The organism is Leclercia sp. LSNIH1, from assembly GCF_002902985.1.
Classification (GTDB): Bacteria; Pseudomonadota; Gammaproteobacteria; order Enterobacterales; family Enterobacteriaceae; genus Enterobacter.
The window spans coordinates 58,868-73,677 of the sequence record NZ_CP026170.1 but is presented as its reverse complement, the minus strand read 5'-3'; the positions used below and the strand labels follow the sequence as shown (position 1 = coordinate 73,677).

The window sequence follows — 14,810 nt, the reverse complement described above, 5'->3', positions numbered from 1 at the left end:
ATCCATCAATTACGGTCCACAGTCCATCTTTGATAGTTTTCCGCTCATTAATCACGGTTCATAGTCCATATATAATGGATTTCGAATCGCCACGGGTTTAACAGACACCTCAGAGTCATTTAAGATGGCTTAAAGAGAGGTGCCCATGAGCGGTAAGCGTTATCCCGAAGAGTTTAAAACTGAAGCAGTCAAACAGGTTGTTGATCGCGGTTATTCTGTTGCCAGCGTTGCAACACGTCTCGATATCACCACCCACAGCCTTTACGCCTGGATAAAGAAGTACGGTGCAGATTCTTCCACTAATAAAGAAGAGTCAGATGCTCAGGCCGAGATCCGCCGTCTCCAGAAAGAGCTGAAGCGGGTTACCGACGAACGGGACATATTAAAAAAAGCCGCGGCGTACTTCGCAAAGCTGTCCGACTGAGGTACGCCTTTATCCGTGACAACACCTGTTGCTGGCCTGTTCGCCTGCTCTGTCGGGTGCTGGATGTTCATCCCAGTGGTTTTTACGCCTGGCTTCAGCAGCCGCATTCACAACGCCATCAGGCAGACCTGAGGCTGACAGGGCAGATTAAACAGTTCTGGCTGGAATCGGGATGCGTCTATGGTTATCGCAAAATCCATCTGGATCTGCGGGACAGCGGGCAACAGTGCGGAGTGAACAGAGTCTGGCGACTGATGAAACGTGTCGGGATAAAGGCTCAGGTCGGATACCGGAGCCCGCGGGCACGTAAAGGCGAGGCCAGTATCGTGTCGCCCAACAGGCTCCAGCGACAGTTCAATCCGGATGCTCCGGATGAGCGTTGGGTAACGGACATAACCTACATCAGGACCCACGAAGGCTGGCTGTATCTTGCCGTGGTTGTTGATCTGTTCTCACGCAAAATTATCGGCTGGTCCATGCAATCCCGGATGACAAAGGACATTGTCCTGAACGCACTGCTGATGGCTGTATGGCGGCGTAATCCCCAAAAACAGGTGCTGGTTCATTCGGATCAGGGCAGTCAGTACACAAGCCATGAGTGGCAGTCGTTCCTGAAATCACACGGCCTGGAGGGCAGCATGAGCCGTCGCGGTAACTGCCATGATAATGCGGTTGCAGAAAGCTTTTTCCAGTTGTTGAAACGTGAACGGATAAAGAAAAAGATCTACGGAACGCGGGAAGAAGCCCGCAGCGATATTTTTGATTACATCGAAATGTTTTATAACAGTAAGCGTCGGCATGGTTCCAGCGATCAGATGTCACCGACAGAATATGAAAACCAGTATTATCAACGGCTAGGAAGTGTCTAGATTATCCGTGGCGATTCAGTGTAAGTATTTTACTTAATCTAACCAGTTACTGTTAGATATCTCCATATATATCATTTCTCCGTGTTTCAGTATGGAATGCCTAGACTGTAAACTGCAATCGATACATGCTCTAAAACCATCGATAATGCATAAGCCCATTAACCGCCTGTTATGCACTTTGCTATGAGCATATGCCAGACATGCGAGGAGGGTTGCCAAGAGTCGCCTATTTATATGCGCCCTATTTTCTCACCAATTTCTTGAATAAATGACATAACGTTTTTTTGAATCGAAGTTCGATAAACTCGATTAACTATTTATTATTTAATATGTGCCAACATAAAAATCAGAATGGTAAAAGCTAATCAATCCCACAATAAGTTTAATGATGCTTATTGTAGAATCATCCTCTTCCATTTTTGCATTGCTTTTAGATAAAGCTATTGGCTTATCAAAAGCATGTTGTAATCGTACAGCTAAGAACAAGTGCTTCAAGTCTACTTATTAAAATGTACCTTTGAAAAAGTAGTCTTTCTGCGGTACGCTTCACGGGACCATTTCCCCTGAGTTTTCGCACAGCGCGCCGGACGTTTTCCGGCCGGACCGGAGCCTGACATGAGCCTGATGCCTGATGACGAACAGGAACGTAATCTTCTGGCAGCAGCGATCCCGCTGGATGAGACATTTCTGCCGGCGCTGTCCGGCAATAACGTTCCGGTAAATCCGGCCCGGGCTTACCTATTGTCCCTTAATTCCCAACGTAGCCGGCAGACCATGGCTTCGTTCCTCGGGATTGTCGCCAAAATGCTTGGTGCCGGTAGCGCTGACACCTGCAACTGGGGCAGCATTCGCCGGTATCACGTCATGGTAATCACCGAGTTACTGCGCGATACTGGCCGGGGGATGGCAACTATTAACACCTATCTGTCGGCTCTTAAGGGCGTAGCGAAGGAAGCCTGGATGCTCCGCCTGATGGACGTTGAGAGCTTCCAGCACATCCGGGCGGTACCGAACCTGCGTGGCAGCCGGCTGCCAAGCGGTCGGGCCCTGCCGCCGGAGGAGATCCGCGCGTTGTTTGCCGTGTGTGAGGCCGATCGCAGCTGCCTCGGGCCGAGGGACGCGGCGATGCTGGCGGTTATCCTGGGATGTGGCCTGCGGCGGTCCGAGGCCGTGGGCCTAGATTTACGTGACGTTGTCACGCACAATCGGGCGCTACGGGTGCTGGGGAAGGGGAACAAGGAGCGTCTGGCCTACGTCCCGGCCGGGGCCTGGCAGCGGCTGCAGATCTGGATCGATGAGGTCCGGGGCGAAACCCCGGGGCCGCTGTTCACGCGGATCCGCCGCTTCGGGGATGTGACACTGAACCGGCTCACCGACCAGGCGGTGTACCATATCCTGCAGGTGCGTCAGGGGCAGGCCGGGATCGGTAAGTGCTCGCCACATGACCTGCGCAGGACCTTCGCAACTGCCATGCTGGATAACGGTGAGGACTTAATTACGGTTAAAGATGCGATGGGTCACGCCAGCGTTACGACCACCCAACAGTACGATCGTCGCGGAGAACAGCGTCTTCGAGATGCCCGCGATAGGCTCAATCTTGTCAAATGATTTAGTCGACAGGATCAACCTTGATGCCTTCGCCATCCCTGGCTGTGACGTTTTTTACCTACTGGCAACGATCTAAAGCATCATTAAAGATGAGTGTTTAAGTTCCAGGAAATTATTGATATATATAGAAAAATATATAATAACTTTAGGGTTTATGCATGTCTATTTCTCCCCCCTCGGGATTGGTTTTAACAGTTGCCAAGTGGTTATGGGGAAAGCTAACGCAACGGTTATTAATGTCTACCTATATGCATTCTCATGAGAAATGGGCATTACGGCACCGCTTGGGAGTGAATCACTCGCAGAACGGTTCAGTAAGTGTGTTGCGTCCATCAGTTGAAATCCAGCTCAAAGCTGCCTGTCATGCCTGCTTAAAAAACAGGCTTAATGTAGGATGTTTTCCGTTTTCCAAGCGGCCCCCTATATACCCGCCTGGAGGAGATCCCGGCAGAATAAAGAAAAACACCGCCGAAAGGCGGTGTTTTTGTATTAGCGAACCAAATGTAAGAAGTGAAGATGCTTTTCATACTGGTCGAGAATATCGTTGATAATCTGTTCCTGATTCCAGCCCATCACATCGTAATCCTGACCGCCTTCTTTCAGGTAGATTTCAGCCCGATAGTATTTATGCTGTTCTGCCTGCTGCTCCTCATTATCCAGCCCGGAGATCGCAAAGGTAGGAGCAACATAACCGCGGAGTCTGACTTCGTAGATGAAGTTAAGCTCATTGCCTAAATCCACTTCGAAGCGAATACGGTCTTCGCCACTGTTGTTGATATGGCTTACGGTGCTCTGTTTGTTCAACTCATCCTGAACCATTGTCATGGCAGGCTGAATGACATCATCCATAAAACGTTTAACCAACGAACGTTTTGGCAGATGGGCGATATTGCGCAGTCTGCGCTGCCACGGAATAGGATTACGCGCAGCGGTAGGTGCAATGGTGGTCATATTCTGGCTGTCGCGCTTGGTGATGTCCCGTCGCAATGCTTTCAGCAATCCGTATATCGATATCAACAAAATCACCGAGAACGGCAGGGCGCTGGCAATGGTCACCGTCTGCAAGGCGCTAAGGCCGCCCGCAATCAGCAACGCAATGGCGACCAGCCCCATCAGTGCAGCCCAGAAAATACGCTGCCAGACGGGCGTATTGCTGGAGCCCCCGGAGGCCAGGGTATCCACCACCATCGCTCCGGAATCTGCCGAGGTGACAAAAAATACGATGACCATCGCCATGGCGATGAACGACAAAATGCTTGAGAACGGGAAGTGCTCAAGGAAATTAAACAGCGCCAGGGCCACATCCTGCTGGACGGTATTGGCGAGGTCCGTCGCCCCTTTCTGCATGATCAGATAAATCGCGCTGTTTCCGAAGACGGTCATCCATAACAGGGTGAAACCCGCCGGGACGAAGAGCACGCCGGTCACAAATTCGCGGATGGTTCTGCCGCGCGAGACGCGGGCGATAAACATGCCGACAAACGGCGACCAGGAGAGCCACCAGCCCCAGTACAGCAGCGTCCAGCCACCTAGCCAGTTGCTCGATTTAGGCTCGTAGGCATACAAATTAAAGGTTTTACTGACCATTTCGGACAGATAACCGCCAGTGTTCTCAACGAACGATTTCAACAGCAGAACCGTAGGTCCCAGCAACAGCACCAGCACCAGCAGCAGCAGCGCCAGGCTCAGGTTGATCTCGGACAGAATACGAATGCCCTTATCCAGTCCCGACACCACCGAAATCGTTGCCAGGCCAGTGATGACCACGATCAGGATCACCTGCACCGTTTCACTAATTGGCACGCCGAAGAGATGATTAAGCCCGGCGTTAACCTGCAGCACGCCATAACCGAGGGAGGTGGCCACGCCAAACACGGTGCCGATAACCGCAAAGATATCGACCGCATGGCCAATCGGTCCGTAAATGCGATCCCCGATAATCGGATACAGCGCCGAACGCAGAGTCAGTGGCAAGCCGTGACGATAGCTAAAGAAGGCCAGTATCAACGCCACTATCGCGTAAATCGCCCATGCATGGAGTCCCCAGTGGAAGAAGGTCAGGCGCATGGCCTGCTTGGCGGCTTCGACCGTTTCCGGGGTACCAACCGGCGGAGAGAGGTAATGCATCACCGGTTCTGCCACCCCGAAGAACATTAGGCCGATCCCCATCCCGGCGGAAAACAGCATTGCGAACCAGGAGTGATAGCTGAAATCAGGTTGGGCGTGGTCGGGCCCAAGTTTAATATCGCCGTAGCGCGACAGCCCGAGGAACGTCACGCTCAGGAGGATCAGCGCTACGGCCAGAATGTAAAACCAGCTGGCGTTGGTGAAGATTTGATTCTGCAGAAGTTTGAAGTTTTTATCGGCCAGATCGGGGAAAGCCGCGGCAAAGGCGACAAGAAGAAATATTAACAACGCCGAGGTGAAAAACACCGGCTTGTTAATATGGTTTTCAGACTTTTTTATTGGGGTTTCATTCTCACTCATAAGCTCATTTATTCCATTGTGTGTTCATTTCGCCCTGGATGGATGAATTTTGTCACAGCCCGATTCTAACAAAAGAAAAGGAGTGATGCCTAATGACCTTAAGAATAAGCTGAATCGCTTCTACGATACCTATAATGATAATCGCTGTTCAGGCTTGTGCCAGGATTTGCTCCGCCGCCGCCAGATCCGCCAGCGTATCAATGTCGTGCACTACCCCGACATCGCAGAGCGACAGCTCCAGAACCTCCCCCTGACGGCATGCGCGGGGCTTTGTTGAATAAATCGGATTTAGATAAAAGCGCTCCTCGTGGCTGACTTCCTCAGGCAATCTGTACACTTTCTGGCATGCCTGCACACGTCATTTTGTTTAAGGCACGGATCATGGCCATAGCCTCTCCAGCCTGCGCATCATAATCCCGAAACGTAAGATGCCCGCCAAACAGCTGTTTGACACGGTACATTGCCGTTTCTGCCACCGAATGTCGATTGTAAGCCGTGTGCCATTTCCAGTACGCATCACTTCCCGTCAGCCATTGCCGGGTAACGGCCTGATTTCTGTCGGCATATTCAGCCGGCCAGTAACCTGCCCGGGTTAACTCCGGGATCAGTATCAGCGCCATTGCGTGAATTTAATACCACCCGGCAAACCATACACAGGGTAAAGGCAGGGCAATAATGATCCTGCGTTCACAGCTGGACGGTCTGCTATAAAGTGAGGTGCAGACATTGTCACAGACTTCCGCGCCTCGCTCATAGCAGTCAGAAAGCGTTGTTGCTGGCTGCTCTGTGCTGTGAGTTCAACTGTTCGATGCAACGCTCAGACGCGCTCAGCGCGTTTCTGACATGTCCTCGTTAAAAACAGTAACAAACCACCCGAAAATGCACGCCAGAAACGCTACGTAAGAATCTATCCTATGCTGGATATGCACTCAACTGAATAACGCCTGGTTTCAGTCTGTTTTATCGGCATCAGCCTTCTTTCTGGGTAATTTCGGAGAGGTCACTTGCTGATTACTTTGCGTGCGTCGCGTGAGCCAGGGCAACCCGATATGGCCGTATCCGCCCGCAAAAAAGTGGCCCTCATCGTCGACTTTTATGAGCAGGACTCTTTCAGAGCTGCCTTGCGAAATGCCTTATTCTGAGGGTGTGCCCCGGTCCATGTCGGACCCTGATCAACCTGCTTCGTTAAATCCGGCCAAGTGATGAAACGCCTGTGCGCCCTGGCTATTTCATCGCGTGGGACCAGCCTGTCGGCAGCCACCATCACGGCGTGACCTTTACAATCTAAAAAAGTGCCGAATATCACTTTTACGGGTATTTCCCGTGCCACATTGTCAGGGCACAAATAGCTTATACGTGATCTGAATTCGGTTATCTCTAAACGTCGCGGCGCATTGTCCCCGATAAACACAAGTATGGAGAGCATATTTTTCTCCTGTTTTATCCGGACGTAAGACTAAATATCAGTATGGTTTTTAATAGTTACAGCCCTAAATAATATATATTATATCAAAATTACTTTGACAGGATAACGTACAGTCATACAGAAAATGACTCCCTGAGTCACAAATTTTCACCTCAGGCTCCGCTTCCATATAGGATATATAACGCTTTCTCTGTAAATGTTCATAAATACAGGAAGATGTCTTTACCCAAAATAAGCGGAAGATAATATTTTGCCTGATATCACCGGGCGCCTCGGGGCTTTTTCAGGCTTACGTAGTACGGATTTTCCCGGCTGGATGGCTTATATATTGCTTTTGATAGGCGCAACCGGAGGCCCTATGTCTGTGGATATGCAGTCACTTTATAAGCACGTTGCATGGTGTGTCTGGCATGAGGGCTTACGCCTTTATGATAATGGCGTTCCGGGCCAACTGAAGGAAGTCAGTTTTCTGCGGAGCAGTTGCCTGAAACTGCTGGCGCATCATGGGGCTGCGGGAGCGCTTATCTCTGCTGCATCTGATAACGAACTGACAGCTGTCATGAGCCAGATAGAATCCCGCGTCGATCGTGAACATAACCTGTCCGGGCATGTCCGGTGGGTGGCTTACCATGCGGCACGGCACGCGGAACTGCAGAACCTTTTGTCAGAGGGCAAACATAATGAAATCCGGTCAATTTATTACCGGCACCTCAATCACAACAGTAACGCCAGGTACCTTTTATCCTGCGTCAGTCACGGTTATCTGACTGTTCTGATAAAGGGGTTATAACAGCAGCCATGTATTACGGGCTCTCTCCTGCGCTGTCCGGACAGCACTACACCGGTAAGCCCGGGATGATATGGCGTGTTCTTGCAAGGATCCAGTGCGTGCCGGGAAACCCCACTGTCCTCCGCTTATGCTCCATACAACCCGGACCGGGTGAACCGCCATGACAACACCGGTTCATGGCCTGACTGGCAGTGGGGCCTGTTGTTGCCGCTCCACGTACGCCAGTTGCAACTTCCGGCCGGTATCACGCGGTGTGATCCTGCTCCCCGCTTTCATCAGAAAATACCCTATATTATTAAGGATGTGTTATGTGGCTATCAGCATTCAGATAAGGCAGGACTTATGCAAGAAGGTTTCTACTGGATACGGCACAACGGCAGGGTTCAGGTAGCTTACTACACCGATGGCGAAACGGAAGACCTGCAAACGGGGCGGATCGTCAGGGGGATATGGTATCTGACGCGGGGTTTCGATATCTGCGATGACGGTGAGGCTGAGGTATTACAGGGTCCGCTGTCGCCACCTCTTTGACAGACACGGGAACTGGCGTTTCGCTTTGAGCCTGACTAGATTTAACTGTGGTGGATCCCCCTGTGCGGCGGGACAATCCGGTTGATGTATGTAAATATGCTTGCGGCTCGTATAACCGGTAACGAGCCACCGGGAGGCACCCGGCACCTGTTTCAGAACCTGGGAAGTGCGTTTTGAGCCCATCCGTCCGGACAGGCTTTTTTATACCCGCTTCGAAACCGGTGCTATGCTTAAACTGTAACCAGGCCATAGCACCTACCCCTTATCCTCATCGGTGTACGGTCCGGGGACATGGTGAACACTTTTTAACATCCTTTACCCATGGTGATCGACTTTTTCTTCAGGTCGATCACCCACACTTTCGTGTTGTACCACCACACTTCGTAATAACCGTCCTCCTGTGTCTCCCTCAGCCCTACCTGCTCGCCCCTGAACGCCTTGCCTGCGCTCAGACTGACACCCTTCACGCTCAGCTTCCCGCTGATATCCACCTTCCTGACCATCACACCCCCGTCGTATTCCGATGGCGTTGTGTGGCTGTTGTACTACCGCGCGGATGGCTGGTAGCGCGAGGCCGGAACCGTCATATCCAGCCCCTCATGGGGCTGTTCGAGGTTATAGGCTGTCCGCCAGTGGTCGAAGGCGCGCTGCAGCTCGCTGCTGTCCGCGAACCACTTACCCTGCAGGACTTCTGCCTTCAGGCGGTGGTGAAAACGCTCCAGCTTGCCCTGGGTCTGCGGGTGATAAGGCCTTGAGTGGCTCACCCGGATCCCCAGGCGCATCAGCCACAGCTCGAGCGCCGTCCAGGTGCCGGTGGTGTCGCCCCAGGGTTCGCCGTTGTCCATGGTCATCCGGTCCGGCAGGCCGTAGCGTTCAAACACCCCGACCAGCTGCTGCTGCACGGTCTCACGCCGTTCATCGGGGCAGTGCATCAGGCATAGGGAAAGCCGGGTGGTCTTCCAGCCAGCGTTTGATCTTGCGGGCCCCCAGCGTTCGTGACGGGAATGGGCCATGCGCAACAGGTCAGCGATGTCGTCTGATGAACGGTTCGGGGAATGACGGGGTGTGCGGGGACGGTCATGAAGACCGGATAAACCGTCGTCAAAGGTTAATTATCTGGCCAGAACCCTGAGCTTCCATCACTGGAAGCACAGCCCCAATTCCCCACAGCACGCCCTTGATGTTAACGTCAATCGTACGTTCCCATTCATCCTGTTTGCCGGCCGCAAGCGGTGAAAGTGGCATGATGCCCGCATTGTTAATCAGAACGTCAACACGCCCCCAGTTATCAAGCGCTGACTGCACGAAATGAGCCATGGACAGTCTGTTTGTGACATCCAGCTCACGCGCTTCAGCCATACCGCCGGCGCTGCGGATTTCTGCTGCAATGGCTTCGATACGATCCAGTCTGCGCGCCCCTAATAGCACTCTCGCACCTGCTTTTCCAAGCTCTCTGGCAATGCCTTCCCCAATGCCACTTGACGCGCCGGTAATTAATATAACTTTATCCATGATGTGCTCCTTCAGTTGAGTTCAGAGAGATGATAGACCTTTATGATTAGTTCCAGTATCCTGCTTTTACTGGACTCAGTGATTAGCAGAATTAAACAATGAAAATTGATCTCAATCTTTTACCTGTTTTTATCGCGGTTGCTGAAGAGCGTAATTTCACCATAGCCGCAGCCCGGCTGGGGGTTACGCGCTCGGCGGTTAGTCAGGGAATACGGCGGCTTGAGGATACTTTCGGCACAATGCTGGTAATGCGGACAACACGTTCAGTAAACCTGACTGAAGCGGGAGAACGACTGCGTACATCCCTGTCATTATCTTTATCCAGCATTGACGCTGCGTTCGAAGATATTGCATCCGACAGCACGCCACGTGGACTTCTGAGGATCGCGGTGACCTCCATAGCTGAAGAGTTTCTTTCAGGTCCGCTGATCGCCTCGTTTGCGGCTGCTAATCCAGCCGTGACGATCGATATTGTCGTGATAGATGAGGAATTTGATATTGTGGCCGCTGGTTATGATGCTGGCGTAAGGCTCGGAGATGTGATCGAGAAGGATATGATTGCCGTCCCGCTTACAGAAAAGCAACGTGAAATGGTGGTTGCGTCCCCATCCTATCTCACTGCTTGTAGCGCCCCTCTTCATCCGCGTGAGCTTGTACATCATCAGTGTATCGGCTGGCGTCCTTCCCCGGATGTTGCTCCTTATCGCTGGGAATTTGAGGAGAACGGGAGAGCTTTCGACGTGGCGGTAGAACCGCGAATAACAACTAATGACCTGCGTCTCATGCTGAGGCTGGCTCTTGCCGGTGGAGGTATAACATTTGCCCCTGAGGAAACATTCAGGCCGTATATTGAAAATGGTCAACTTGTTTCAATGCTTGATGATTTTCTTCCCCATTTTCCTGGCTTTTATCTGTACTTTCCTCAACGCCGGAATATAGCGCCAAAACTACGCGCCCTAATCGAACATGTCAGGCAATGGCAGCAACCGTATGCTTAATGGTAAGCGCTAAATACTTTGTAACGTAAACCAGTTTTCTGAGGACTGACTCATTTAGTTATATGTTATGTTCGCTTCTGGCACAAAACGGACTGTCATTGTCAGGCATTTTGTCAGCGGTCAGTTAATCCAGTCTCCCTGCGTGAGGCCAGGCAACTGCTCAAACGCCCTAATATGGTCGTTACCAGCACGATGCCGGCGCCAATGGTATGCCCGGCGATCGCCGGGCCGTTCAGACCAATCGGCATCCAGCGTCGCTATTCAAAAATACTCAGTTATTACTGATGCCGAAACTGCAGCGTTGCGGGCAGGTAGCGTTGTAGCGTTTCGGGCGTATCGCCCTCGATCAGCTGGCTTATCAGATCGTAGCAGTGCCAGGCCAGCTGGCGATTATCCTGCTGGACAGTGTCGATACGCAGCGACAGCGAATCATAAAGATAGTGATCGTCAAAGCTCGTCAGATGAATATCGGAGTCGAGTAAATGGTGCTGGCTCATATAGCGCAGAACCCCTTCGAGCAGCCCGCAGGCGGCGGTGAATAGCGCCTTAGGCGGCCGCCCAAGGCGCGCGCAGAGTGCGGCAAACATCTCATAGCCGGAGCTGGGATGGTAATTGCCGTTGATCACCCATTCCGGGCGCAGGGCAATACCCGCCTGAGCCAAACCCTGCGTGAACCCGGTCAGACGATCGCGGGAGGGCGACAGACGCGCCTGACCGCCTAAAAACCAGAACTCATCGCTATGCTGAGGCGCGATGCGGGAAATCAGTTCCGCCGTTGGGGTAATCGAATCGGTCATTACCAGCGGCAGCGCGCTTTCATTGGGGCACCGGTCAAACAGCACCACTGGCAGCTGTTGGCTGAGTTTGAGATAGTCGGCATCGTTGTGCATACAGGAAGCGACGATCATCCCGTCGACCTGGCGGGCAATCATATTATTGACCACCACGCTCTCCTGACCGGGGTTTTCATCAGTACAAGAGATCAACAGCTGGACGCCCGCCTCGCGGCACAGCATCTCCAGCTCATGGGCAAAGACCGCAAAGCCGTGGTTGGTGATCTCCGGCACCACCAGCCCGATGGTGTGGCTGCGGTTGTTGCGCAGCGAGCGGGCATGAATGCTTGGCTGATAGTGATGCTTACGGGCAATCGACAGTACGCGCTCACGCGTTTCCTGCGCCACGCGCAGCTCCTTGCCACGACCATTCAGTACCAAGCTGGCGGTCGCTTTGGAGACGCCAGCCTGTTCGGCTATATCTTTAATGGTTACGCGTTTGGTTTTCATTACGACGCCATGAGCCTGAAGCAAAACGCTTATTCTACCATGCAAGTTCGCAGCGGCCAGTAGCAGAATGCGTCCGGCGTGATGCCGGAGAATGTTAGCTGACCGGAGCAGGCCGGGAAGTAGCGGCTGCTCATCACCCCTTCACCGCCGTTTATGAAAATCTCCACGCTCGACTGGTCGATGAAAACACGCAGCGAGCGGACGTTTCCGCGCCAGTAACGATAATGCATCTCGTCGCTGGCGAGACTGCGTCGGGCCAGGCGGAGTCCGCTGGCATCGCACTCAAGGGTTAATACGCCGCCAAAATCGAGGCTCAACATATCGTCCCCGCGGGTTTGCAAATCGATTTCCATCGGTGCCAGCGGCAGGGCGTTCCCCGACCAGCCGTTCGCTTCACCGCGCAGGGCGCTCAGTTCCCGTAGCGGACGCTGATAGAGCTGACCGTTGATAAACTCCAGCTCACGCAGGCAGGTCATCTGATGGATCCAGCCGTTGATGAGGGTCGGCTGAAGCATCTCTTCGCCCTCCGGCACGCCCATCCAGCCGACCAGCAGACGACGGCCATCACTGGTAAGCATGGTTTGCGGGGCGTAGAACTCAAAGCCGGCGTCCAGTTCGTGCAGTTCGCCATGGCTGAAAGCGCCACTAGCGTAATCAAACTCGCCCGCCATCCATACTGCCGGGTAGGTGTTCAGGTAACACTTTTCCTCGCGGGCAATCCCCTGCGGACAGCAGATTAGAATATGCTGGTCGCCGAGAGGAAAAAGATCCGGACACTCCCACATATAGCCGACGTCGTCGAGGCCATTGATGCCGTGGCCGGCGATTTCACTCATACTCGTCCACTGATGGAGATCCGCAGAGCTGAACAGCAGCACCTTGCCGCGCTTTTGCCGATCCTGCGCACCCAGCACCATGTACCACAGGTCTTCGTGTCGCCAGACTTTTGGGTCGCGCACGTGGCCGGTGTAGCCCTCCGGCAGCGGCAGGACCGGGCCGATTTTGCGGAAGGTGCCGTCGGCGCTTTCCCTTGCCAGGCATTGCCAGGCGGTTCGCCCTCCGTCGGCAAACTTCACGTTGCCGGTATAGCACAGGGTAAGCGTACCGTTGTTATCCACCGCGCTGCCGGAGTAGCAGCCGTTACGGTCATACTCTTCGTCCGGCATCAGCGCAATGGGCTCATGCTGCCAGTGCAGCAGATCGGGGGAGCTCCAGTGCGCCCAGCACTTAAACGTATGATCGCAGGCGAGCGGGTTCCACTGATAAAACAAGTGATAGCGTCCGGCAAATTCGACAAAGCCGTTGGGGTCGTTCATCAGCCCGGTGACCGGCGCAAGGTGCCAGCGCGGATAGTGGCTATCGGCCAGCGCACGTGGCTGGCCCTGTATTACGGCCTGCAAAATCGCAGGCAGTCGTGATGGAAGAGACATTATTCAGCGTCCGTTTTGTATTTCAAAACCAGGGAGACCGTAAAGGCGACGCCAAAGGCGATAACCATCCCGATAATGTAGTTCAACAGCGAACTGGCCTGCACGATGGCCATGCCGGGGATCGCTGTCAGGCCGACCGCGGTCATGTAGACGTGTACAGATACCACCCATGCGCCGCCCGCCGCACCACCAATCAGCGCCGCAATAAATGGCTTCACAAAGCGCAGGTTAATACCAAAAATCGCCGCCTCGGTGATGCCCAGCATGGCGGAAAACGCCGAGGGCAGAGTAATGGCTTTAATTTTTGCATCTTTGGTTTTGAACCACACCGCCAGACAGGCTCCGCCCTGAGCGACGTTGGCCATCGCCCAAATCGGCAGCAGGAAGTTGACGCCGATGGAGGGATTGCCCAGCAACCCGGCTTCAACCGCATGGAAGCTGTGATGAATACCGGTAATGACGATAACTGAATAGAGACCGCCAAACAGTAACCCGGCGAGCCAGCCGGCGTGGCTAATCAGGGTGCTGAGGACAAACGAGATACCGTCGCCCAGTGCGCGACCGGCCGGGCCGATAATCAACAGGGCTATAAAACCGGATATAATCACCGTCAGGAACGGCGTCAGGATCAAATCCAGGGCATCGGGGATTGCGCGACGCAACTGCTTCTCAACGATGCTCATAAACCATACTGCCAGCAGTACCGGGAACACCGTACCCTGATAGCCGATCATGGCAATTTCGAAGCCGAAAAAGTTCATGGTGTGGAAACCCGCGGCCACGCCCCAGGCGTTAGTCAGCGCTGGATGAGTCAGAATGCCGCCAAGCGTCGCGCCGAGATAAGGATTACCGCCGAATTCGCGGGCGGCGGTAAAGCCAATCAGAATCGGCAGAATGATAAATGCCGCCGAGCTGCACATATCCAGCATGATGTAGATGGCGTTGCCCGGGTCAACCCAGCCGTATGTTTTGACCATTCCCAGCAGGCCCATCAGCAGACCAGAGGCGACGATGGCAGGGATTATCGGCACGAAGATGTTTGATAGCAGGCGGGCGATGCGCTGGAACGGATTGAGCTTTTTTGCCGCGATGTCGGCGGCTTCCGATTTGCTGGATTCGCTAATACCCGCCGCCTGAGTAAAGGCAGCGTAGACCTTATTTACCACCCCGGTGCCGAAAATAATCTGCATCTGTCCGGCATTACGAAAACAGCCCTTCACCCCTTCAACTTTGCCGATGGCCTGCTGGTCGGCCAGCGAATCATCGACCAGCACCAGGCGCAGGCGCGTGGCGCAGTGCGCGGCGCTGGCGATATTTTCTTTGCCTCCAAGAAGCGGAAGCAGCGAGCAGGAAATCTGTTCAAAATCCATAGTACCCTCTTAAGGCTTAAACATTTTTATGTTGTCGTCCCGCGTTCACGGGAGCGCTTTTTCTGCGTCTTAGCTGAGCCCG

Annotated in this window: 10 protein-coding genes and 5 pseudogenes; 6 read left to right on the top strand and 9 right to left on the bottom strand. The window is 53.4% G+C overall.

Going from position 1 to position 14,810, the window contains the following annotated elements; all coding sequences use genetic code 11:
- Nucleotides 1-145 precede the first annotated feature (145 nt).
- Both C2U54_RS24835 and C2U54_RS24830 read left to right on the top strand, forming a co-directional pair.
- A protein-coding gene (locus tag C2U54_RS24835) for an IS3 family transposase (protein WP_103181194.1) occupies nt 146-1,293 on the top strand; the annotation gives its coding sequence in 2 pieces (ribosomal slippage) (nt 146-383 and nt 383-1,293; 1,149 coding nt in all).
- 615 nt (nt 1,294-1,908) lie between these two features.
- Nucleotides 1,909-2,901, top strand: a complete 993-nt coding sequence (locus tag C2U54_RS24830; RefSeq protein WP_103181193.1) for a tyrosine-type recombinase/integrase — start codon at nt 1,909-1,911, stop codon at nt 2,899-2,901.
- Nucleotides 2,902-3,390: 489 nt separating this feature from the next.
- Here C2U54_RS24830 and C2U54_RS24825 read toward each other — a convergent pair whose 3' ends face one another.
- From C2U54_RS24825 to C2U54_RS24815, 3 genes and pseudogenes are all read right to left on the bottom strand, one after another.
- Nucleotides 3,391-5,388 (bottom strand): BCCT family transporter, encoded by a 1,998-nt coding sequence (locus tag C2U54_RS24825; protein ID WP_062779882.1) that lies wholly within the window; start codon nt 5,386-5,388, stop codon nt 3,391-3,393.
- A 148-nt stretch (nt 5,389-5,536) separates the two neighbouring features.
- Nucleotides 5,537-5,725, bottom strand: coding sequence for a hypothetical protein (locus C2U54_RS24820; protein WP_062779880.1), 189 nt, complete (start codon nt 5,723-5,725; stop codon nt 5,537-5,539).
- Nucleotides 5,709-5,975: pseudogene (locus tag C2U54_RS24815) on the bottom strand (IS5/IS1182 family transposase); the annotation flags it as partial. The pseudogene C2U54_RS24815 and the gene C2U54_RS24820, both read right to left, overlap by 17 nt.
- On the opposite strand from C2U54_RS24815, the pseudogene C2U54_RS28165 reads away from it, so the two are divergent.
- Nucleotides 5,974-6,064: pseudogene (locus C2U54_RS28165) on the top strand (helix-turn-helix domain-containing protein); the annotation flags it as partial. The pseudogenes C2U54_RS24815 and C2U54_RS28165 sit on opposite strands and share 2 nt — an antisense overlap.
- Before the next feature lie 274 nt (nt 6,065-6,338).
- On the opposite strand, the pseudogene C2U54_RS27885 reads toward C2U54_RS28165, so the two are convergent.
- Nucleotides 6,339-6,428: pseudogene (locus C2U54_RS27885) on the bottom strand (hypothetical protein); the annotation flags it as partial.
- Between the two features lie 744 nt (nt 6,429-7,172).
- Between C2U54_RS27885 and C2U54_RS24800 the strand changes: the two are divergent.
- Complete coding sequence (locus C2U54_RS24800; protein ID WP_103181191.1) at nt 7,173-7,604, top strand: hypothetical protein; 432 nt, start codon at nt 7,173-7,175, stop codon at nt 7,602-7,604.
- Between the two features lie 342 nt (nt 7,605-7,946).
- Entirely contained in the window at nt 7,947-8,135 is a 189-nt protein-coding gene (locus tag C2U54_RS27880; protein WP_103181190.1) for a hypothetical protein, read from the top strand.
- A gap of 305 nt (nt 8,136-8,440) precedes the next feature.
- Here the strand turns inward: C2U54_RS27880 and C2U54_RS24790 are convergent.
- A pseudogene (locus tag C2U54_RS24790) lies at nt 8,441-9,235 on the bottom strand (integrase core domain-containing protein); the annotation flags it as partial.
- 4 nt (nt 9,236-9,239) lie between these two features.
- A pseudogene (locus tag C2U54_RS24785) lies at nt 9,240-9,647 on the bottom strand (SDR family oxidoreductase); the annotation flags it as partial.
- A gap of 98 nt (nt 9,648-9,745) precedes the next feature.
- On the opposite strand from C2U54_RS24785, the gene C2U54_RS24780 reads away from it, so the two are divergent.
- Complete coding sequence (locus C2U54_RS24780) at nt 9,746-10,645, top strand: LysR family transcriptional regulator (RefSeq protein WP_062779780.1); 900 nt, start codon at nt 9,746-9,748, stop codon at nt 10,643-10,645.
- A 278-nt stretch (nt 10,646-10,923) separates the two neighbouring features.
- On the opposite strand, the gene C2U54_RS24775 is transcribed toward C2U54_RS24780, so the two are convergent.
- The 3 genes from C2U54_RS24775 to C2U54_RS24765 are packed head-to-tail and all read right to left on the bottom strand — an operon-like array spanning nt 10,924 to nt 14,728.
- On the bottom strand, nt 10,924-11,928 hold the full coding sequence (locus C2U54_RS24775; RefSeq protein WP_000851062.1) for a LacI family DNA-binding transcriptional regulator: 1,005 nt from the start codon (nt 11,926-11,928) through the stop codon (nt 10,924-10,926).
- A gap of 29 nt (nt 11,929-11,957) precedes the next feature.
- Entirely contained in the window at nt 11,958-13,358 is a 1,401-nt protein-coding gene (locus C2U54_RS24770; RefSeq protein WP_062779778.1) for a sucrose-6-phosphate hydrolase, read from the bottom strand.
- On the bottom strand, nt 13,358-14,728 hold the full coding sequence (locus tag C2U54_RS24765; protein ID WP_000345203.1) for a sucrose-specific PTS transporter subunit IIBC: 1,371 nt from the start codon (nt 14,726-14,728) through the stop codon (nt 13,358-13,360). Before C2U54_RS24765 ends, C2U54_RS24770 begins: the two co-directional genes overlap by 1 nt.
- Nucleotides 14,729-14,810: the final 82 nt, after the last annotated feature.